General features: G+C 46.1%; 21 protein-coding genes. 9 read left to right on the top strand and 12 right to left on the bottom strand.

Annotated elements, in window-relative coordinates:
• Nucleotides 1–131 precede the first annotated feature (131 nt).
• Entirely contained in the window at nucleotides 132–617 is a 486-nt protein-coding gene (locus BAMF_RS38115; protein WP_013353853.1) for a hypothetical protein, read from the top strand.
• A gap of 160 nt (nucleotides 618–777) precedes the next feature.
• Nucleotides 778–1,431: a hypothetical protein gene (locus BAMF_RS38110; protein WP_013353852.1), complete on the top strand. Its 654-nt coding sequence runs from the start codon at nucleotides 778–780 to the stop codon at nucleotides 1,429–1,431.
• A 30-nt stretch (nucleotides 1,432–1,461) separates the two neighbouring features.
• Here the strand turns inward: BAMF_RS38110 and chrA are convergent, their stop codons facing one another.
• Genes chrA through BAMF_RS38095 form a run of 3 tightly spaced genes read right to left on the bottom strand, consistent with a single transcriptional unit; the run spans nucleotide 1,462 to nucleotide 3,075 of the window.
• Nucleotides 1,462–1,998 carry a chromate resistance efflux protein ChrA gene (gene chrA, locus BAMF_RS38105; protein WP_013353851.1) on the bottom strand — a complete coding sequence of 179 codons (537 nt, stop codon included), beginning with the start codon at nucleotides 1,996–1,998 and terminating at the stop codon, nucleotides 1,462–1,464.
• Nucleotides 1,995–2,585: a chromate transporter gene (locus BAMF_RS38100; RefSeq protein ID WP_013353850.1), complete on the bottom strand. Its 591-nt coding sequence runs from the start codon at nucleotides 2,583–2,585 to the stop codon at nucleotides 1,995–1,997. The genes chrA and BAMF_RS38100 overlap by 4 nt, the downstream gene beginning before the upstream one ends.
• 13 nt (nucleotides 2,586–2,598) lie before the next feature.
• Nucleotides 2,599–3,075 (bottom strand): Lrp/AsnC family transcriptional regulator, encoded by a 477-nt coding sequence (locus BAMF_RS38095; RefSeq protein ID WP_013353849.1) that lies wholly within the window; start codon nucleotides 3,073–3,075, stop codon nucleotides 2,599–2,601.
• A 207-nt stretch (nucleotides 3,076–3,282) separates the two neighbouring features.
• Between BAMF_RS38095 and ggt the strand changes: the two genes are divergently transcribed.
• Entirely contained in the window at nucleotides 3,283–4,860 is a 1,578-nt protein-coding gene (gene ggt, locus BAMF_RS38090) for a gamma-glutamyltransferase (protein ID WP_013353848.1), read from the top strand.
• Nucleotides 4,861–4,871: 11 nt separating this feature from the next.
• Here the strand turns inward: ggt and BAMF_RS38085 are convergent, their stop codons facing one another.
• From BAMF_RS38085 to cotG, 3 genes are all read right to left on the bottom strand, one after another.
• On the bottom strand, nucleotides 4,872–5,216 hold the full coding sequence (locus BAMF_RS38085; protein ID WP_013353847.1) for a hypothetical protein: 345 nt from the start codon (nucleotides 5,214–5,216) through the stop codon (nucleotides 4,872–4,874).
• A gap of 162 nt (nucleotides 5,217–5,378) precedes the next feature.
• Nucleotides 5,379–5,999, bottom strand: coding sequence for a flavin reductase family protein (locus BAMF_RS38080; protein ID WP_014472322.1), 621 nt, complete (start codon nucleotides 5,997–5,999; stop codon nucleotides 5,379–5,381).
• Nucleotides 6,000–6,170: 171 nt separating this feature from the next.
• The gene (gene cotG, locus BAMF_RS41940) at nucleotides 6,171–6,866 is read right to left on the bottom strand and encodes a spore coat protein CotG (protein WP_076983891.1); all 696 of its coding nucleotides are present in this window, start codon (nucleotides 6,864–6,866) and stop codon (nucleotides 6,171–6,173) included.
• Nucleotides 6,867–7,006: 140 nt separating this feature from the next.
• On the opposite strand from cotG, the gene BAMF_RS38070 reads away from it, so the two are divergent.
• The 3 genes from BAMF_RS38070 to BAMF_RS38060 all read left to right on the top strand — a co-directional run bounded on the left by BAMF_RS38070 (nucleotide 7,007) and on the right by BAMF_RS38060 (nucleotide 9,815).
• On the top strand, nucleotides 7,007–8,101 hold the full coding sequence (locus tag BAMF_RS38070) for a CotH kinase family protein (protein WP_013353844.1): 1,095 nt from the start codon (nucleotides 7,007–7,009) through the stop codon (nucleotides 8,099–8,101).
• Nucleotides 8,102–8,224: 123 nt separating this feature from the next.
• Nucleotides 8,225–9,100 (top strand): DUF6897 domain-containing protein, encoded by an 876-nt coding sequence (locus BAMF_RS38065; protein ID WP_013353843.1) that lies wholly within the window; start codon nucleotides 8,225–8,227, stop codon nucleotides 9,098–9,100.
• A gap of 40 nt (nucleotides 9,101–9,140) precedes the next feature.
• Nucleotides 9,141–9,815: a hypothetical protein gene (locus BAMF_RS38060; RefSeq protein WP_013353842.1), complete on the top strand. Its 675-nt coding sequence runs from the start codon at nucleotides 9,141–9,143 to the stop codon at nucleotides 9,813–9,815.
• A gap of 46 nt (nucleotides 9,816–9,861) precedes the next feature.
• Here the strand turns inward: BAMF_RS38060 and BAMF_RS38055 are convergent, their stop codons facing one another.
• Both BAMF_RS38055 and alsR read right to left on the bottom strand, forming a co-directional pair.
• Nucleotides 9,862–11,193 (bottom strand): arsenic transporter, encoded by a 1,332-nt coding sequence (locus tag BAMF_RS38055; RefSeq protein ID WP_013353841.1) that lies wholly within the window; start codon nucleotides 11,191–11,193, stop codon nucleotides 9,862–9,864.
• Nucleotides 11,194–11,391: 198 nt separating this feature from the next.
• On the bottom strand, nucleotides 11,392–12,300 hold the full coding sequence (gene alsR / locus BAMF_RS38050; protein WP_013353840.1) for an acetoin biosynthesis transcriptional regulator AlsR: 909 nt from the start codon (nucleotides 12,298–12,300) through the stop codon (nucleotides 11,392–11,394).
• 156 nt (nucleotides 12,301–12,456) lie between these two features.
• On the opposite strand from alsR, the gene alsS reads away from it, so the two are divergent.
• From alsS to BAMF_RS38035, 3 genes are all read left to right on the top strand, one after another.
• A complete protein-coding gene (alsS, locus tag BAMF_RS38045; protein ID WP_041481680.1) occupies nucleotides 12,457–14,169 on the top strand; it encodes an acetolactate synthase AlsS in 1,713 nt (570 codons plus the stop codon).
• 60 nt (nucleotides 14,170–14,229) lie between these two features.
• Nucleotides 14,230–14,997, top strand: coding sequence for an acetolactate decarboxylase (gene budA / locus BAMF_RS38040; RefSeq protein ID WP_013353838.1), 768 nt, complete (start codon nucleotides 14,230–14,232; stop codon nucleotides 14,995–14,997).
• Nucleotides 14,998–15,098: 101 nt separating this feature from the next.
• Nucleotides 15,099–15,623, top strand: a complete 525-nt coding sequence (locus BAMF_RS38035; RefSeq protein ID WP_041481679.1) for an NAD(P)H-dependent oxidoreductase — start codon at nucleotides 15,099–15,101, stop codon at nucleotides 15,621–15,623.
• Between the two features lie 125 nt (nucleotides 15,624–15,748).
• Here the strand turns inward: BAMF_RS38035 and BAMF_RS38030 are convergent, their stop codons facing one another.
• Genes BAMF_RS38030 through BAMF_RS38015 form a run of 4 tightly spaced genes read right to left on the bottom strand, consistent with a single transcriptional unit; the run spans nucleotide 15,749 to nucleotide 19,728 of the window.
• Entirely contained in the window at nucleotides 15,749–16,282 is a 534-nt protein-coding gene (locus tag BAMF_RS38030; RefSeq protein ID WP_013353836.1) for an SH3 domain-containing protein, read from the bottom strand.
• Nucleotides 16,283–16,342: 60 nt separating this feature from the next.
• Nucleotides 16,343–17,260, bottom strand: coding sequence for a ribose ABC transporter substrate-binding protein RbsB (gene rbsB, locus BAMF_RS38025; protein WP_013353835.1), 918 nt, complete (start codon nucleotides 17,258–17,260; stop codon nucleotides 16,343–16,345).
• Between the two features lie 13 nt (nucleotides 17,261–17,273).
• On the bottom strand, nucleotides 17,274–18,245 hold the full coding sequence (rbsC, locus tag BAMF_RS38020) for a ribose ABC transporter permease RbsC (protein ID WP_013353834.1): 972 nt from the start codon (nucleotides 18,243–18,245) through the stop codon (nucleotides 17,274–17,276).
• Entirely contained in the window at nucleotides 18,235–19,728 is a 1,494-nt protein-coding gene (locus BAMF_RS38015; RefSeq protein ID WP_013353833.1) for a sugar ABC transporter ATP-binding protein, read from the bottom strand. The genes rbsC and BAMF_RS38015 overlap by 11 nt, the downstream gene beginning before the upstream one ends.
• Between the last annotated feature and the right edge of the window lie 3 nt (nucleotides 19,729–19,731).

The following is a 19,731-nucleotide window of genomic DNA, read 5'->3' as shown; positions in this document are numbered from 1 at the left end:
TAACATTAGGAGATGCCTTGTTTACTGTTATAATTAGAATTGCTATAGTTAAAAACTTGCCGTGTTGTCATCGGCAAGTTTTTTTACGGATAGGATAACAATGTGGAGTACAGAAGGTGGCATAACAAGTAATGAATTTTGGGAAATATCATAATCTAGCAGAAGAGGTAATTGAATTTTCAAAAACCTTCAAACCTATAAAATCAGTTAATGTATCTAATTTTATTAAAATAATTAATGATCAAAAACAGGCTGAATACTTGGCTTATGAAGAAGTATATGGAGAAGACGAATATACATGGAAAGATATAAGGGAAATTGAGATGAGTGAAGTATGGGGGCGTTTTTACGAATTAGAAGATAATCAAAAGCCGGAAAATATAGACTCGTTATTAGATATTTTTTCTGAAAACATCAGAAGTGCTTCTACTGGATATAATGCCTTTTTTGAGGATATAGTAGCTGACCTAAACAATTGTGCTATTAATAGAGCAATTAATGGTAATACAAATAATTTTTTTGAAAAAGTTTTTGAAATTTATAAAGCGGGTTATTTTCCGTGTGGTTGGAATGGTGATTATCCTAACGGGACTTTTATCGCTATGAATAAAGATTAAGAGAGGTTTTCAAGAATCGTCAGTCTATAGACACCAAGGAATGGCATTTTTATTTCTCATTGTATACAGCCTTTCAACAGGAGATTAACATAAGTAGAAGCCTTGTTTACTGATATATTAGAATAGTTTAAACTTCTTACTGGAATGGAGGAGAATCAGGATGTACAGAGATCAAATTTCTCAATTGCAGCCACTAAAAATCTGTAATGGATGGTCTGTAATACTGAACAATTTAAACTCAGAAAAAAGAACGGAAGAAAAATATGAACTACTAGAACTACAAAATGAAAAACGTAATGCTGTTATTAAGGCAGTATATGAAAATGATCAATACCATGTCAAAGTAGCGGGCTTAAAAACAGATAAGATTTATGAAGAAAAATCTTTTCATGAAATAGAGCATTTATTAGAAGAGCTAGAATATCAGATCTGGAGTGTTGGCAGTGGGGTTTTAGAGGATTTGCAGCCTCTAAGTCAACAGGTTCCCAATTTCTTAAGGCTTAAGATACCGGCTGGCTGGACTGTTGATTATATTACATTAAAAGATACTGATCCTACGACTCTAGAGGCAAATGATGATGCTTGGTTATTTGACTTTAATCAAGATCTCCTCCAGGTTTCTCATAAGACAAAAAATTTACTGCTTGACGTAGGGTGGTACCCAGAAGGGGATCCAACCGGCAGTTATGGCATTGAACTTATAAAAAACGAAGATTGGGTAAATCCTATTGAGGATATTATGTGTAGTGAACTTAAAGATTTAATTACACAATTGGATCTTATTTTTATGAAAGAAATGAAAAATGAATATTAAATAAAAAAGCACCTGCCCAGGTGCTTTTCTTTATAAATGAGGGATCACAAGGCCTCCATACAAAAACGCCGCGATAATCAAAAATGCCGGGTGCATCTTGAATTTTGTCAAGGCAAGGAGGGAAATCCCCGCAATCACTATTGATTGAACCCAGCCGATCGCTTTGATGCCGTCTGCGCCGATTTGCCAGGTAAGAATGAGCATCATGACTGCAATGACAGGCTGGACGGACAGCGTCATGCCTTTGATGACGGGTGATTGGCGGAAGCGCTGAATGATGCGCAGCAGGACGATCAATGCAAGCGCCGACGGTACGACGGTTGCGATCAGCGCGATCAGAAAGCCGGGCCATCCGCCTGCACTGTAGCCCACATACGCGGCGATTTTGGTGGCGATCGGGCCCGGTAATGCGTTCGCAAGTGCGAGCATATTTGAGAATTGATCGTTTGTGAGCCAGCTGTATCTGTTGACGACTTCTTCAAACATCAGCGGGATAGACGCAGGCCCGCCGCCATATCCCAGCAGGTTTGCGATAAAAAACGCCATAAATATATAGATCATTATCATGGGGACGACATTCCTTTATCTTTTGAATGCTTATTTGTGATTTTGTTTTTCAATTTAAAATGAAACGCACCGTACGCTAAAAAAATGATAATGACAAGGCCGGGGTTGATCTGTAACGTTTGCAGACCGATAAAAGCGACGATGAAAAACAGGATGCCGGTGACCCAGCCGAAACCTTTCAGCGCTTTTTGTCCAAATTCGTATGCCATGATACCAAGCATTACCGCAATCACCGGTGTGACGGCACCGATCATGCCGGCAACAACCGCTGAATGGCTTAACACATTTACAGCGGTAAACAAGCCCGCCATAGCGAGACATGTAGGGAGAATGTGGGCGAGGGTTGCCGCGATTGCGCCTAACGTGCCTTTTAGCCTGAAGCCTAGATACGCAGCCATTTTAGTGGCGATCGGACCCGGCAGCGCATTTGCGATCGCTAATATTTCCCCGAATTCATCATCATCTATCCATTTGTATTTATTGACGGCTTCATGGCGGATGAGCGGGATCACGGACGGGCCGCCCCCGAATCCGAGTATGCCTGTCCGCACCATCGCCGCCGTAATGTCCCAATAGGGGTTTTTCATTGCCGTGTCCTCCTTACAGCTTCATGCCCGTTCTGCTTTTATACCGTTTGATCAGCATTTGGCAATCGACACTGACGACGCCTTTTTGCGTATAGAGCCGTTTTGTCAAAAACTCTTCCATCTCCTGATCATTTGCGAAAATGCCGTGCATATGCAGCTTGCTCGGGCCTGTCATATGATAAAGGCTTGTCACGGCGGGTTCCTGTTCAAGCTTTAATGCTGTTTCCTCCAAATACTGCGGCTCCACCTCCACATTAAAAAACACAGACACGTGACGTCCGATTTTCGCCGGGTTGATGACGGCGGTGAATTTTTCAATCACGCCGGCATCCAGTAAATGCTGGATGCGCTGCTGAACCGCCACTCGCGACAGATTAACCCGCTTTCCTAAGTCTGTATAGGAAATCCTCCCTTCCTCGTGCAGAATCGAGAGAATATGTTTATCCGTTTCATCAAGTACAAGATTCGGAATGCTGTACTCATGTTCCAATCAGTTTCACCTTCCTTCATTTGGCAGATACTATTGTATCATGAAATCTTACGGAATGAAGGAGAATTTTTCAATTATTTTCGATAAGTAATAGATTAAGATCATTTCTTTTCGGAAAGTAAATAGTGTGTGAGATTTTCTTCCAGTAAAGTAGATGCCCAGCGGTGCCGTTTTTTATAATTGAGAAAATTTGTAAAGGGGCTTGTCATGAATACTTCAACCATCGGAACGAAACAAATGGTCGTCAGTCCGCATTATCTTGCTTCTCAGGCGGGTGCCGGCATTCTCGAGAAGGGCGGCAACGCGTTTGATGCGGCGGTGGCGGTCAGCGCCTGCCTGGCAGTCGTGTATCCGCATATGACGGGGCTTGGCGGAGATTCATTTTGGCTTACATATCATCAAGAATCGGGCAGGATGAAAGCATATAACGGGAGCGGCCGTTCAGGAATGCAGGTGACGAGAGACTTGTATCGGGGCAGAGAAGCGATACCTCTGCGCGGGACAGAAAGCGCCATTACCGTTCCGGGAATGGCGGACAGCTGGGATGCCGTGCTTTCGGCGTACGGGCGTCTTTCTCTAGCTGAGGTGCTGAAGCCTGCCCTTGATTATGCGGCAAACGGATTTCCGGTATCAGCCGATCAGTGCGCCCACACAGAACGCAATCTCGCTCTTTTAGCTTCGATGCCGTATACCTCGTCCATTTTTACGAGAAACAAAAAATCGCCCATGCCCGGCGAGCGGTTTGTCCAAAAGGATCTGGCGGCCAGCTTGGAGCAGCTTGCCGAAAAAGGCAGGAGCGCTTTTTACGAAGGGGATATCGCTCAAAGCATCATATCATTTCTGCAAAACAACGGCGGGCATTTGACACTTGAAGATTTTAAAGCCCATCGCGGCGAGTGGTCGGACCCGGTATCCTCTGATTACCGCGGGTGCCGCATCTATCAGGCTCCGCCGAATTCACAGGGCTTTACAGGCTTAATGACGCTCAATATATTGGAAAACTATGATTTTACCCAGATTGAACACGGCTCCTTTGAATATTATCATCTGCTGATCGAGGCGCTGAAAAAGAGTTTTCAGCACCGGAATGAAGTGCTGACTGATCCCGCGTTTTCTCATATTCCGCTGGATCGACTGCTTGATAAACGGTATGCAAAGCAGCTGGCGGAAGAAATCGGTTACACGGCTGCGCCGGCGGTAAGCCGGCCGGTCGGAAGCGATACCGCTTACGCTGCCGTCGTCGATGCGGAAGGAAATGCCGTTTCCTTTATTCAGAGCCTTTATTTCGAGTTCGGGTCTGCCGTGACTGCGGGGGATACGGGCATTCTGCTGCAAAACCGCGGGTCATTTTTCTCACTGGATGAGTCTCATGTCAATACACTTGAACCGGGCAAGCGGACGTTCCACACACTCATGCCGGCGATGGCCTTTAAAGAAGGAAAGCCGCACATCCTATACGGAACCCAGGGAGGGGAAGGCCAGCCGCAAACGCAGACAGCGGTGATTACGCGCATCATTGATTACAAAATGGACCCGCAGCAGGCTGTCAGTGAGCCGCGCTGGGTCTGGGGACGGACATGGGGCGAGGAGTACGAAGGGTTGAGGGTCGAAAGCAGAATCAGCCCCGAAACGAGGGAAGCATTAAAGCAAAGCGGCCACCGCGTTGAGGCCGTTGGCGATTTTGACAAACTCATGGGACACGCAGCAGCGATCGTCATTGATGAAGAAGGCTTTCTCCAAGGCGGAACCGACCCGCGCGGAGACGGAGCGGCCGCAGGAGTATAGAGCATGACCCGCTAACGGATGAAAAAAATAAGCACGCCAAGTGCGGCGGGAAGACCTGCGTAAAACGAATCGTACAAATATTGCTTTTTCTCCTGCCGGTGCCGCCATTTCATTAAGCCGCTGCAGCAAAAAAACATAGAAATAACTCCCGCAAATACGTACAATTCATTGAAAAATGTCACTGCTGCGGTGCCTGTAATAAGCAGTGACATTTCGATCAATCGATGTGTGCCGTTTATCGGATTCTGATTTTTAACAGGCTTTGGCAAATCGAGAACGTTGACGGCAAACACTTGAAACATGAGACTGAACAAAACAAATACGGCTGAAAAAATCAGTAAATGAATGATATCCATGGTCTCCTCCTGAAACTTGTCATTCGTTTCATACGGGTGAGGACATTGTAAGTTTCAATATTCTATAAGACATTAGGCTGTGTTAAACGGTAAATGGCTGAAAAAGACCCCTTTTAAAAGGGGTCTTTTTGACTAGTTTCTTCTATTATATTAGGTTCTGTTTCAGGTCGGGCGGACGAGTGTATATGTATTTCCGAGTCTGGCATATTCATTCCCCGCGAGTCTCGCCGCAGGCTGCAGCTCATCCGTCCGTATGTAGCCCTTATCGGCGTCATATACTTGGTCATTCAAATGAAAACAAACGACTCTGCCGATGATGAGATCTGTTGTCGTTTCTCCGCTGTCATTTTGAAACGGAAGGTGGCGTTCGAGTATACATTCAAACCTGACCTTCGCTTCTTTTATACCGGGAACACTGATGCAAGCGCTGTCTGTCACAGAAAGGTCTGTCATGCCAAGCTCACTGACATCAGGGTCAAGCCTTGCCGCCGTTTTGTTAATGTCTTCAATAATGGACTCATCACTCACATGCACGACGAATTCCCGATGAGCGAGTGCGTTTCTCGCGGTGTCTTTCTGCCGTCCGTCCGCGCGGCTTACTGAGATGGCAAGAAGCGGCGGATCTGCGGAGACAACGTTATAAAAACTGAAGGGCGCCGCGTTTACGGCGCCGTTGATAGATGAACGCGTAGTGACAAACGCAATCGGCCGGGGAACTACAGTGCCGGAAAGCAATTTGTAGGTGTCTTTTGCGTTCAGTTCGTCTGCTCGTAAGATATGCATTATTTCGGCCGCCTTTCTTTTTCGTATGACCTGATTATACCGAAAGAAAATTCGGAAACACAACAAAAGAAACCCGGCTGCATATCTTATCTCGTGGCATATATCTGATTGAGGAAAAAAGGCTTCCGTTTAGCCGGCAGCCTATTTACATGGTGTTAGGTTGTTGGGGGATTATTTGTAGCTTTTCTTTACAACCCAAACATTTCCGTCTTTCCAGTACTCTGTTTTGCTGCAGTAATCGTCTTTTTTATGGCTGGGTTTTTTATGAGAACGGTACGGTTTTTTCTGAGTGCGCTTTTTCTTGCGGCGGCACGATTTTTTCTGGCTGCGTGATCTTTTGTGAGAGCGGCACGATTTTTTCTGGCTGCGTGATCTTTTGTGAGAGCGGCACGATTTTTTCTGGCTGCGTGATCTTTTGTGAGAGCGGCACGATTTTTTCTGGCTGCGTGATCTTTTGTGAGAGCGGCACGATTTTTTCTGGCTGCGTGATCTTTTGTGAGAGCGGCATGACTTCTTGCGGCTGCGTGATTTTTTGCGAGAACGGCACGATTTTTTCTGGCTGCGTGATCTTTTGTGAGAACGAGATCTTTTATGGCTGCGCGATCTTTTGTGAGAACGAGATCTTTTATGGCTGCGGGATCTTTTGTGTGAACGGCAAGATTTTTTATGGCTGCGAGATCTTTTGTGTGAACGGGATTTTTTATGGCTGCGAGATCTTTTGTGTGAACGAGATTTTTTATGGCTGCGAGATTTTCTCTTCTTACCGCTTTTTTTGCTGTGCGGCTCTTGGTACAAATAATTTTTCAACCCTTCGGTACTTGCGGACTGTACTGCTTCTTCGATATCAGAATGGGAATAGTGGCCCATTTTGAAACCTCCTCTTGATATATGTTTTAAGGATGCGATCCTTACTACCACATAGTACGCATGGAAGAAAAAAGTGTATGTGTGTTCCGCTGAGTTTTATATAAAAAGCACAGCCTAAATTAATACAGGGAGGTTTACAGGTGAAGGACCAATCAACATTGCCTCAATACCAGCTGTTTATTCACCCGAAAGACTTGTGGGAGCTGAAAAAAGACATTTGGGATGATGATCCGGTGCCCGCGGTGCTGAGAGTTAATCAAAAACGGCTTGACATTGATCTGGCGTACCGCGGCTCTCATATAAGAGATTTTAAGAAAAAATCGTATCATATCACGTTTTATTCGCCGAAAACATTCCGCAGGGCGAAAGAAATACATTTAAACGCTGAGTACAAAGATCCGTCGATGATGCGGAATAAACTGTCTCTCGATTTCTTCGCGGAACTTGGGACACTGTCACCGAAGGCGAATTTCGTATCCTTGCAAATCAACGGCAAATACGAGGGAGTATACCTTGAGCTGGAGTCAGTGGATGAATATTTTCTGGCGAAACGGAATCTGGCGGACGGCGCCGTTTTTTACGCGGTTGATGATGACGCCAATTTTTCCCTTGTCAGTGATCTCGAGCGGGATACGAAAACATCGCTCGAACTTGGCTATGAAAAGAAAACGGGAACGAAAGAAGACGATTTTTACTTGCAGGATATGATCTATAAAATTAATACCGTGCCGAAGTCGGAGTTCAAGGGTGAGATTGTCAAACACCTGGACGCGGATAAGTATCTGCGGTGGCTTGCGGGCGTCGTGTTTACCTCTAACTACGATGGGTTTGTTCATAATTACGCCTTGTACCGGAATCATGAAACGGGGCTTTTTGAAGTCATTCCGTGGGATTACGACGCGACGTGGGGAAGAGACATTCACGGGGATCGGATGGATGCCGATTATGTCAGAATACAAGGGTTTAATACCTTGACTGCTAGGCTTCTGGATGAACCGTATTTCCGTAAAGCGTACAAACAGCTTTTGGAAGAGACGCTTCAGACCCGGTTTACCATTGAACATATGAAACCAAAGGTCATGTCTCTGTATGAACAGATCAGGCCGTTTGTCGCGAAGGATCCTTATAAGAAAGATGAGATTGACCGCTTTGACCGTGAGCCTGATGTGATTTGCGAATACATTAAGGAGCGGTCTGCCTTCATCAGCAGTGAGCTAAAGCAGTGGAATATTTGATTTTGGAAAGAAGAGAAATTTTTTTACAAATAGGCTGGTGAACCAGTTCCCGAAAAGAATCGGGATACGTATATATGCATTATGTTTTGACATTAATGAGAAATATGACTAGGAGGACAATAGATGAAACGCAATACGAATCGGCATCGGTCTGATGATAACTTTTTGCATGCGATGGAAGGAAAAGTGATTACTGTCTACCGGGGGGGCCCGGAGTCCAAAACAGGAAGATTGGCAGATATTCAATCGGATTATATCGCTCTTCAGGTTGATAATAAAATCGTTTACTATCAATGGAAGCACGTGAAAAGTGTAACGGAAAATACGAGTGAGACAGTATCGCCGGCCGAGTCGGCAGAATGCGAAAAAGCCGATGATTTCCAAGAACTGATCGAACGAATGGCCAATCGCACGGTGCAGTTGAACCAGGGAGGCCCGGAATCGAAAAAAGGAAAGCTTCACGAAACAGGGGACGATTTTCTTGTGCTGGAAACGGAAGATGATGGAATTGTATATTTTAACATCGACCATGTCAAAAGCATCAGCGCGGAACAAGAAGATGAAGATGAGCAAGAGGATGAGCGTACAGAGTTTGAAATGGCTGATGATTTTCACGGCATATTTAAACGCCTGATCCACAAATGGGTTTCTATCAACCGCGGCGGTCCTGAAGCCGTTGAAGGTATACTTGTGGATAATTCCGACGGCCACTATACTCTTGTGAAAGATAAAGAAGTGCTGCGAATCCATCCGCTTCATATCAAGAGTATCAGCGCGGGGGCAAAAGGAGCAGCTAAAAAAGAGGAGAATAAAGACGAGAATCAAGGTGAGAAAGAGTGTGCTGAAGAGGAATCACATGAGGAGCAGCATACTTCCTCTGAAAAATCGAAAAGATCATCAAAAGAGGATCGATCCTCAAAACGGGATGAAGATGAATCTTATAGTTACGCCACTGTATTAAGAACAATAGATTATCGGTGGAAACGCGGCCGTAAGTGACCGGAAAGATTGTCCGTAAACGCGGGAGAGGGGGGATGAAATGGCTGGATTAAGCAGATTTCTTGATAAACAAGTCGATATTGAAATATCGGGAAATACAACATTTTCAGGAACTCTTTTGGATATCGGTCATGATATCATTGTGATTTATGACGGCCGGACTTTTCTTTATATCCCGCTGCTGCATCTGCAGCGGATGACTTTGACGCGGCCGGACGATCAGAATCAAGGGGCGTGCACAAGAATAGAAAGTCCGCATCCTGAAAAACAGGAACATTCATTTTCTTATCGAAATACCCTCCAGCATATAAAAGGCAGATTTACAGAAATATTCGTGACAGGAGACCGTTCCATTCATGGGTATGTGACAAGTGTTCTAAACGATTATTTCGTTTTCTTCTCTCCGGTTTATAAGACGCTTTTCATTTCGATGAATCATTTGAAATGGCTGACACCCTACTCCAATGAGCAGACGCCGTATACATTAAACAGCTCAGAGCTTCCGGTTGTTCCCGCTAATGTGCCCCTTGTCCGGAATTTTGAGGAGCAATTAAAAAAATATATCGGCAAATTGATTATTCTGGACTTAGGAGATATACCGAATAAAGTGGGATTGTTACAGGACGTCTCGGCTAATATCCTTGAATTGACCAATGCAGAGGGAGATACTGTTTTTTGGAAATTGAATCATTTAAAAACCATGCACCTCCCATAAAGATAAAACTGCCTTCTTATACAGCAGGCAGTTTTTTTCATCGGAGCTAAAGATAAATCCAACTGATCCAAACAAATAAAACGGTAATGGTAAACACAACGGTGAGAGGGACAACGATAATAGTCGTTTTTATATATTCCGACCAAGAGACTTTTTCGCCGTGCTGTCTGGTGATATGCATCCAGATAAGTGTGGCTAATGTCCCGATCGGCAGAAGCAATGATCCGATATCACTGCCGATAATATTAGCCAAATAAATGATTTTAACGGTTAAAGGGTCGATTGACATTTCAGTTAATGTCAAGGTGCTGATCATTAAGGCAGGATGGTTATTGAACAAATTGGAGAGGACGGATGTAGCAATTCCCATAATAGATGCTGCGTGGGCGATGCTTTGTGAGACATAAGGCTCAATATACTGCACAAGCAATGCGGTCAGTCCGATATTATGAAGGCCGTAGATGATAATATACATCGTGAAGGCAAAAACAAAGATATGCCAGGGCGCTTTTCTTAATAAGTCTGCCGGACTGATTTTTAAATAAAACCATCTCCAGCCAAGCAGAATGACTGAACTGATGACTGCCACAAGCGAAACGGATATCCCGATGTAAGAAGCTGCAAACAGACTGATCCGTACTAACAATACAAATGCCAAAACACAAAACATGATGTTTGTGCGGCTGTTTTGGGTCAGGTCCGGCGGAGGCTGAAGCGGATGATATCTTTTGTGTTCCAGCGAATCAAAATGAACCGGAATATCGGGGAGCTGCTTCGGCAAGCGGCGGTAAAAAACAGCAAACAGCAGAAAGGCCATAAACACCAGTCCCAGCGTACCGGGGATAAACATCATATTGGTGTATAAATAAAGATCCATGCCTATCATTTTGAGAGAAATTAAATTGACGATATTACTGACGCCGATCGGGGTGCTTGCTGCCGTTGCGATTAATACACCGCTTATTAAATACGGCGTTTTTTGATGTCTTTTAAGTCCGAGATACTGTAATACCAATAGTAAAATAGGGGTGGTAATTAAAACGCTGCCGTCATTATTCAGAAAGAGCGTCATTGAAAAACAAAGCAGGTTGGTTAACCAAAAAAGCCGGATGCCTGACCCTCTGGCGCGATGGAGCAGCTTGGCTGCCGCCCAATTGAAAAAACCGAAGCTTTCCAGCGCGATCGCCATAATCATTGTGGAGATAATGGTTATGGATGCTCCGGTGACTTTTGACCCTATATCTCCTAAATCATGAAAGGAAACGGTTCCGCTTAACAATACGAGAATGGCGCCCAGCGCTGCCGGAACGGCTTCATTTATTCCCCCGGGTCTCCAAAATATAAAAATAATAGTCGCAAAGAAAGAAATCAGGGTCAAAATGACGCTAATATGTGTAATGTGTTCTGCCTCCTTTTTGAATGGGCCATTGCCGCCCCGTTATTTTTATCCCTCCTGATCAGTTGTACTGTATGTATACGAGTACAGGACGAAAGGTGTACTGAGCGTTTCTACTAATTTAATAAAATTCCATATAAGCACACAAAAAAAGAGGCTGCTTTTCGGCGCCCTCTTTTTTTATGCATTTTCCTTATCCGCCTGCAATAAAGCCTGGCGTTTATTCATAATCTCCAAGAAATGTTTCAGGATCGGGTTTTGATTGTCCTTTCGGTAGGCGATGACCCATTCGGCGGTAAGCTGAACCTGATTGATGTCGCGATAGGCGACTTCGAGATTAAACTGCTTTTTAGCTGAAGAAGGTACGAAGGTCACACCGATTCCGGCGCTTACCAACCCGATCACCATTTGATACTCCGTCGCTTCCTGAACGATTTTCGGTTTGAAGCCCGCCTGCTCGCAAAAGTTTACAAATTCCAGGTATAAAGTCGGCCATGTTTCTTTCGCAAGTGTGATAATCGGTTGGTTCTTTAAATCCTGAATATCGATTGTCTGTTTGGCGGTAAGCGGGTGCTGCTTCGGCAAAGCCAGAATGCAAGGACTGCTCTGCACCTTTTCCATATGTAAAGCCGAATGCTGTAAAGGCGGATGAAGGATGCCGATATCAATGTTTCCCTTCAGAAGCTCTTCCTGCTGTCTGAAAGAGGAAATTTCACGCAGATCCAGTTTGACGGAAGGGAACTTTTCACGGAATTCCCGAATGATCGGCGGCAGAAATTCATATGTGGCCGAGCCGACAAAACCGACGACAAGGCGGCCGAGCTCTCCCCGTGCGGTCCTCTGCGCCATTTCAATCGCTTTGTCAATTTGTTCGATCGCGTTTCTGCTGTGTTTTAAAAAACTTTCTCCGGCAGCTGAAAGCTCTACAACCCGTTTCGTGCGCTTTAATAAAGTCACGCCGACTTCCTTCTCAAGCTGTTTGATCTGCTGGCTGAGAGGAGGCTGTGTCATATTTAACCGAAGCGCAGCTTTGCCGAAATGAAGTTCTTCGGCAACGGCAATAAAGTATTGAAGATGGCGAAGCTCCATCCTTATCCATTCCTTTCCCTTTGTTAATTATTCGTGAAACATATTAATCATACGGCGAATTGATATTGGAGGTCAATTTCCAAAGAGTGTATAGTGAATAATATCACAAATTACTTAAAATTTTATATTTAATATGCATAATAAGGAGTGAGGGTGTTGGCAAAAGCAACAAATGAACTAAAAACCTCTGGTAAAAATCGCGGGGCGGAGCTTGTTGTTGATTGCTTAGTGGAGCAAGGTGTCACACATGTTTTTGGCATTCCGGGTGCAAAAATTGATGCAGTATTTGATGCGTTAAAAGATAAAGGACCTGAACTGGTTTTATGCCGTCACGAACAGAACGCTGCGTTTATGGCAGCGGCTGTCGGAAGACTGACAGGAAAACCTGGCGTTTGTCTCGTTACTTCAGGCCCGGGGGCATCCAACTTGGCGACCGGCTTGTTAACGGCTAATACAGAAGGTGATCCGGTAGTTGCACTGGCGGGAAACGTGATTCGCGCAGACCGGTTAAAACGGACACACCAATCATTGGACAATGCGGCGCTATTTCAGCCGATCACAAAATACAGTGTAGAAGTACAGGAAACAGGGAATATACCAGAAGCGGTAACAAACGCCTTCAGGGCAGCGTCAGCAGGTCAGGCCGGCGCGGCTTTTGTGAGCTTTCCGCAGGATGTTGTGAATGAAATCACAACTGTGAAAAACGTACGCAGCGTGCCGGTGCCGAAACAAGGCCCTGCACCGGAAGAAGCGGTCAGTGCGGCTATCGCGAAAATCCAGACGGCGAAACTTCCCGTTCTGTTAGTCGGCATGAAAGGCGGAAGACCGGAGGCGGTAAAACAAATCCGCAAACTGCTTGCTAAAACAAAATTGCCTTTCGTGGAAACGTACCAAGGGGCCGGCACATTGTCCAGAGAACTGGAAGACCAATATTTCGGCCGGATCGGACTGTTCCGCAACCAGCCGGGCGATCTTCTGCTTGAACAGGCGGATGTCGTATTAACGATCGGTTACGATCCGATTGAATACGATCCGAAGTTCTGGAATGTAAACGGCGACCGTGATATTATCCATCTTGACGAAATTCAGGCCGATATCGATCATGCGTATCAGCCGGAATTAGAATTACTGGGCGATATCGCCGCAACGGTCAAACAAATTGAGCACGACGCGGTGAGATTTGATATGGGCAGCCGTGAACGTGAAGTGCTGAACGAATTAAAACAAATACTCTCTGACAGCGAGAAGGCTCCAAGCGACCATAAATCCGGCAGAGTGCATCCTCTGCAAATCGTCCAAGAACTGCGCAGCGCAATTGATGACGACGTAACCGTTACTTGTGACATCGGCTCTCACGCCATCTGGATGTCCCGTTACTTCCGCGCTTATGAGCCGCTGAAGCTGATGATCAGCAACGGCATGCAGACATTGGGCGTAGCGCTTCCTTGGGCGATTGCCGCCACATTGGTGAATCCGGGTGAAAAAGTCGTATCCGTTTCAGGAGACGGAGGATTCCTGTTCTCGGCAATGGAACTGGAAACGGCGGTCCGCTTAAAATCGCCGATCGTTCACCTTGTCTGGAATGACAGCACATATGATATGGTCGCATTCCAGCAAATGAAAAAATATAACCGTACATCATGCGTAGATTTCGGAAACATTGACATCGTAAAATATGCAGAAAGCTTCGGCGCCACCGGCTTGCGCGTTGAGTCACCGGAACAGCTGGCAGACGTGCTGCAAAAAGGCTTGAACACAGAGGGTCCTGTCATCATCGACATTCCTGTCGATTACAGTGACAACGTCCATTTATCAAGCGACATGCTTCCGAAGCAATTCAAAGAAAAAATGAAAGCAAAAGCTCTCTAGCACTCTGCGCACCATGATCTGTTTACTAAAACAGCCCAATTTAAAAGGAGTGAAGGGAATATGAAAAACGCAAGTGACATCCAAGTGATGGGCCGCGGAGACAAAGGCTCACCTGAGGATCAGGTTTATCAAGTATCAACTATGACATCTCTGCTGGATGGAGTATATGACGGAGATTTTGATATGGCTGATATTCCGAAGTTCGGTGATTTCGGAATCGGCACTTTCAACAAACTGGACGGCGAATTAATCGGTTTTGACGGACAATTTTACCGCCTGCGCGGCGACGGAACGGCTACGCCTGTTAAAAGCGGAGACCTGTCACCATTCTGCTCCTTCACATTTTTCACACCGGATATGACGCATACGATCGACGGCGAAATGACCCGTGAAGAATTCGAGCAGGAAATCGCCAGCCTTCTGCCTAGTAAAAACTTATTTTATGCGATCCGTTTAGACGGCGTATTTAAAAAGGTGCAGACCAGAACGGTAGAGCGTCAGGAGAAGCCGTACGTTCCGATGATCGAAGCGGTGAAAACACAGCCTGTGTTCAACTTTGACGACATTCAGGGAACGATCGCCGGCTTCTGGACACCGGGTTACGCAAACGGCATCGCCGTTTCCGGATATCACCTGCACTTCATTGATGAAGGGCGCAATTCCGGCGGGCATGTGTTTGACTATGTCATTAATGATTGCAAAGTGACCATTTCTCAAAAAATGAACATGAACCTCAAGCTTCCGAATACGGCGGACTTTTTCAACGCAAATTTAGATAATCCTAATTTCGCGAAGGATATTGAAACAACCGAAGGAAGCCCTGAATAAATGAAAAAAGAAAGCCCATTTTTCTTCGGGGCTTTCTTTTTATTTGGCTGAATCGGCAATGATTAGGTAAAATACAGACAAAAGGGAAAGGTGTGGTAGCTGTGAAAGTATTGGTATTAGCGGTTCACCCTGACATGGAGAACTCAGCGGTCAATAAGGCATGGACAGAAGAATTAAAAAAACATGATGAACTCACGGTCCGTGAGCTTTATAAAGAATATCCGGACGGGCAAATCGATGCGGAAAAAGAACGTCATCTGTGTGAACAGTATGACCGAATCGTATTTCAATTTCCGCTGTATTGGTACAGTGCGCCTCCGCTTTTAAAAACATGGATGGATCATGTGCTGTCGTACGGCTGGGCCTACGGCTCCAAAGGAAAGGCGCTGCACGGCAAAGAATTGATGCTGGCAGTTTCCGTAGGTGCCGGAGAGGATGCATACCAGGCAGGAGGGTCCAATCACTTTACATTGAGCGAGCTGTTAAGGCCGTTTCAGGCAATGGCTAATTTTACAGGTATGACCTATTTGCCGGCTTTCGCGCTGTACGGTGTAAATGGGGCGGATGCGACGGATATTCATGACAATGCCAAACGTCTGGCTGCTTACATAAAGAAATCATTTTAAAATGAGCCGCCGATTCGTTTTCATCCGACAATATTTCCTGAGAAATATTTCGAATCCCCGACATTTTTGACTGTCAGAAAGAAAAAAACGGATTTCGCGCTGAATTTGCGAAATCCGTTTTGATATTATGTCAGTTTTTGCAGATCTTTTGTGCTGATATATCCCGTTGCGCCGCCGTAATCGACAAGCGCCCAGCCGAAATCAATGCCGCCGCCGGCTGTTTTTTTCCAGCCTAAGAAAGAAACGCTCGTGTTTTTAGCAAGGGAAGCTTTGACCGCTTGTTTTTCTGTAAATACTTTAGTTTTTGCCGTTGTTTTTACGGTGGTTGCTTCTTTAACAATATAATGAGTAGATACAAATCCTGTTTTTCCGTTTTTATAATGAACTTTTGCCCAGTCAGCGCTCGGGAATGAAACAACCTTTAAGCTGTCGCCTAAATGAAGGATATCAGCTTTCGGACTGGCTGCTGATGCTTTTGTTCTGACGTTCAATGCTTCCGCGGAAACGAGATAAGAATCAAGCGGATAGCTGTACAGATCGTCAATCTTGACCGCTTCTTGCGCGTGTGTCGCGGGAAGAGGCGTTATTCCGGCAGCGGAAGCCGCTGATATTCCCGCTGCAAGAGTCAGGATGGATGCCGCTTTGGCTGTTTTCTTCATCTCTATCTCTCCTTTTACTTCTTCCTTTCACGTTTTTCCGGAAGTATAAACATCAGACGGTTACTTTTGCGTTTGAAGTTTCAATGGAGCGGAAATGGTTTTTTTGATTTTTTCTCCTTTTAGCACCTGTTCCGCCGCTTCGGCCGCCAGTTTTCCGATCAGTTCCGGCTGCTGGGCGACCGTGGCTGTCAGCTTCCCGTTTTTATTGGAAGAAATCGCATCCTTATTTCCGTCAAAACCGACGACCAGAATGTGTTTGCCTGAGCTGTTGATCGCTTCGAGCGCACCGAGCGCCATTTCATCATTATGGGCAAACACGGCTTTGATGTCAGGGTGGCCCTGAAGCAGGTTTTCCATGACGGTTAATCCTTTTGTGCGGTCAAAATCAGCCGCTTGTTTCGTTACGACATCCAGCTTTTTGTCGGCAATATGATGAAAGCCCGTTCCGCGTTCCCGAGTCGCCGATGCACCCGGAACCCCTTGCAATTCTGCCACCTTGGCGCCTTTTCCGAGCTGGTCGGCGAGGTAGCCGGCCGCCATCTCTCCTCCTTTGACATTGTCAGAGGCGACAAGCGTTTCGACTTTGCCGTGTTCGGCTGAACGATCAAGCGCAATGACAGGAATGCCGAGGGAATTTGCCGATTCGACGGCGGTTGAAATCGCTGATGAGTCGGTCGGATTGATCAGCAGTGCATCGACGCCCTGCTGGATCAGATCTTCTACGTCATTCGACTGTTTTGATGAATCATTTTGAGCATCGACAATGATGACCTTCATACCGCGTTTTTTGGCTTCCTTTACAACGCCTTCTTTTAATGAAACGAAGAATGGGTTATTCAAAGTGGAGACGGACAGTCCGATTGTAAATTCTTTTTTATGTTTTGCGTTTGACGGCTTTGCCCATTGGGGCGGTTCAAGTGAACAGGCGGACAGCAAAAACAGTGATAATGCCGCAATCGCGATGATGGCTTTCTTCATAATGATCCTCCTACTATGCCGATTTTTTGCGGTCCAGCAGCACCGCGATTAAAATGACGATTCCTTTGACGACGAGCTGATAAAAAGATGATACGCCGAGAAGGTTCAAACCGTTGTTCAGCGTTCCGATAATCAAAACCCCGATCAGCGTTCCGATGATGCGCCCCCGTCCGCCGGACAAACTCGTTCCGCCGAGAACAACCGCTGCGATGGCGTCCAGCTCGTATGATTCCCCGGCCGTCGGCTGTGCGGAATTTAGGCGTGATGTCAGAATCGCTCCCGCCAGCGCCGATAATAAACCTGTCAGAGAATAGATCATGATCTTGATACGGGGTACTTTGATTCCCGATATCAGCGCCGCTTTCTCATTGCCGCCGATGGCGTATGTCCGGCGGCCGAACGGTGTTTTGTGGAGAAGAATCCATAGGGCCGCAAATGCAATGAGCATCGTAATGGCGGGGACGGGGATGCCGAGAAAATACCCGCGCCCGAATAATTGAAAAGCGTAGTTTGTACCGAGTCCCGTAATCGGATTTCCGTCCGTATAGACGAGAGTCAGTCCCCGAAAGACGGTCATTGTCGCTAAAGTGGCTATGAACGGGGCCATTTTCCCTTTTGTTATTAAGAAACCGTTGATCATACCGAGTACGGCGCCGATCGCGCAGCCGAGGATGACGGCTAAGATCGGGTCAATGCCTGATACCATCATACCGGCGACTAATGCGCTTGATAAGGCGAGGATGGCTCCGACAGAGAGATCAATGCCGCCCGTTAAGATGACAAATGTCATTCCGAATGCGATCAGTGCGTTAATCGCAACCTGCCGAAGAAGGTTGAGAATATTGAGCGGTTCAAGAAAACTCGGGTTTAACACAGAAACGATCAACACAAGAATCAGTAAGCCGAGAAACGGACCGAGTTTTTGCGTGAAGGTATGAATGGAAAAACGCTTTTGTTCAGTTGGTGTCATTGGTTCAGTTTTCATTCTGCTGCCCTCCCGTGGCAAGTGTCAAGATGTGTTCTTGTGTTGCGCCGGCCGCATTGATTTCTCCATTGATGCGGCCTTCATGGACGACGATGATTCTGTCACTCATGCCAAGGATTTCCGGCAGCTCGGAAGAAACCATGATGATGGCGACTCCGCGATCGGTCAGTTCATTCATTAATGAATAGATTTCCCGTTTCGCGCCTACATCGACGCCCCTTGTCGGTTCATCGAGGATGAGAACTTTTGGACCGATACCGATCCACTTGGCGATGACGACTTTTTGCTGATTACCTCCTGATAAGTGCCGCGCCGCGATTTCCGGAGACGCGGTTTTAATCGTCAGCCTTTTGATGAGCAGCTCAACGAACTCCGCCTCGCGTTTTCGGTCAATGATGCCTTTCGGAGAGAAGCTGGTCAGGTTCGGCAATGAGATGTTTTCACGAATGGACGTATCCAGCAGCAGCCCTTCATCTTTGCGGTTTTCTGTAATCAGACCCAGTCCCTTACGGATGGCATCATATGGATTCCGAATGTCGGTTTTTCGGCCGGAAATCCGGATCTCTCCGGAATCGAGCCGGTCAATTCCGAACAGCGCCCTCATGATTTCTGTCCGTCCGGCACCCATTAAGCCGGAAACACCGAGGATTTCTCCGGCGCGCACATGGAAACTGACCTGTGAAAAGCTTCCTTTTTTTGAGGCGTTTTTTACTTCGAGCACCTTATCGCCGAGTGACGGTGTACGTGTCGGATATCGATCGGTCAGCTCCCGCCCGACCATTTTTTTGACCACTTCATCAAAATTGGTGTCTTTAATATGCGCCGTGTCGACAGTAAGGCCGTCCCGCATAATCGTGATCCGGTCACAAATTGAAAAAATTTCTTCCATTCGGTGCGATATATAGACGATTGATACGCCGTCCTGCTTTAACGCCGTCATCACTTCAAACAGCTTGCTGATTTCCCGTTCGGTCAGCGCCGCGGTCGGTTCGTCCATAATAATGACTTCGGCGTTTGTCATCAGCGCTTTGGCAATCTCAATCATCTGCTGCTGTCCGACGGAACATTGTCCGGCTTCCCGATCAAGAGGCAGTGAGACACCCAGTTTTTCAAGCTGTAATTTTGCTAGCGCTTTCATTTTCTTCGTTTCCAAAACACCGAATGCCGTCGTCAGCTCTTTACCGATAAAGAGGTTTTCAAGCACCGTCATGTCCGGCCATATATTCAGCTCCTGATGGATAAAGGCGATTCCGTGTTTTTCGGCTTCTTTTGGATTGGAGAAGCTCATATTTGTTCCGTTTATCGTAATATTTCCTTTGTCAAGCCGGTGCAGCCCGGTGAGCAGATTCATTAAAGTCGATTTGCCCGCTCCGTTTTCTCCCATTAAAGCGTGTATTTCTCCCGGCAGAAGCTCAAATGAGACGCCGGAGAGCACTTGGTTTTTCCCGAAGGCTTTATGAATGTCTGTCATGCCGATGTGCATGCT

The sequence above is a fragment of the Bacillus amyloliquefaciens DSM 7 = ATCC 23350 genome, assembly GCF_000196735.1.
Lineage (GTDB): Bacteria > Bacillota > Bacilli > Bacillales > Bacillaceae > Bacillus > Bacillus amyloliquefaciens.
The sequence above is the reverse complement of the archived record's forward strand: the minus strand, read 5'-3'. Positions and strand labels throughout refer to the sequence as shown.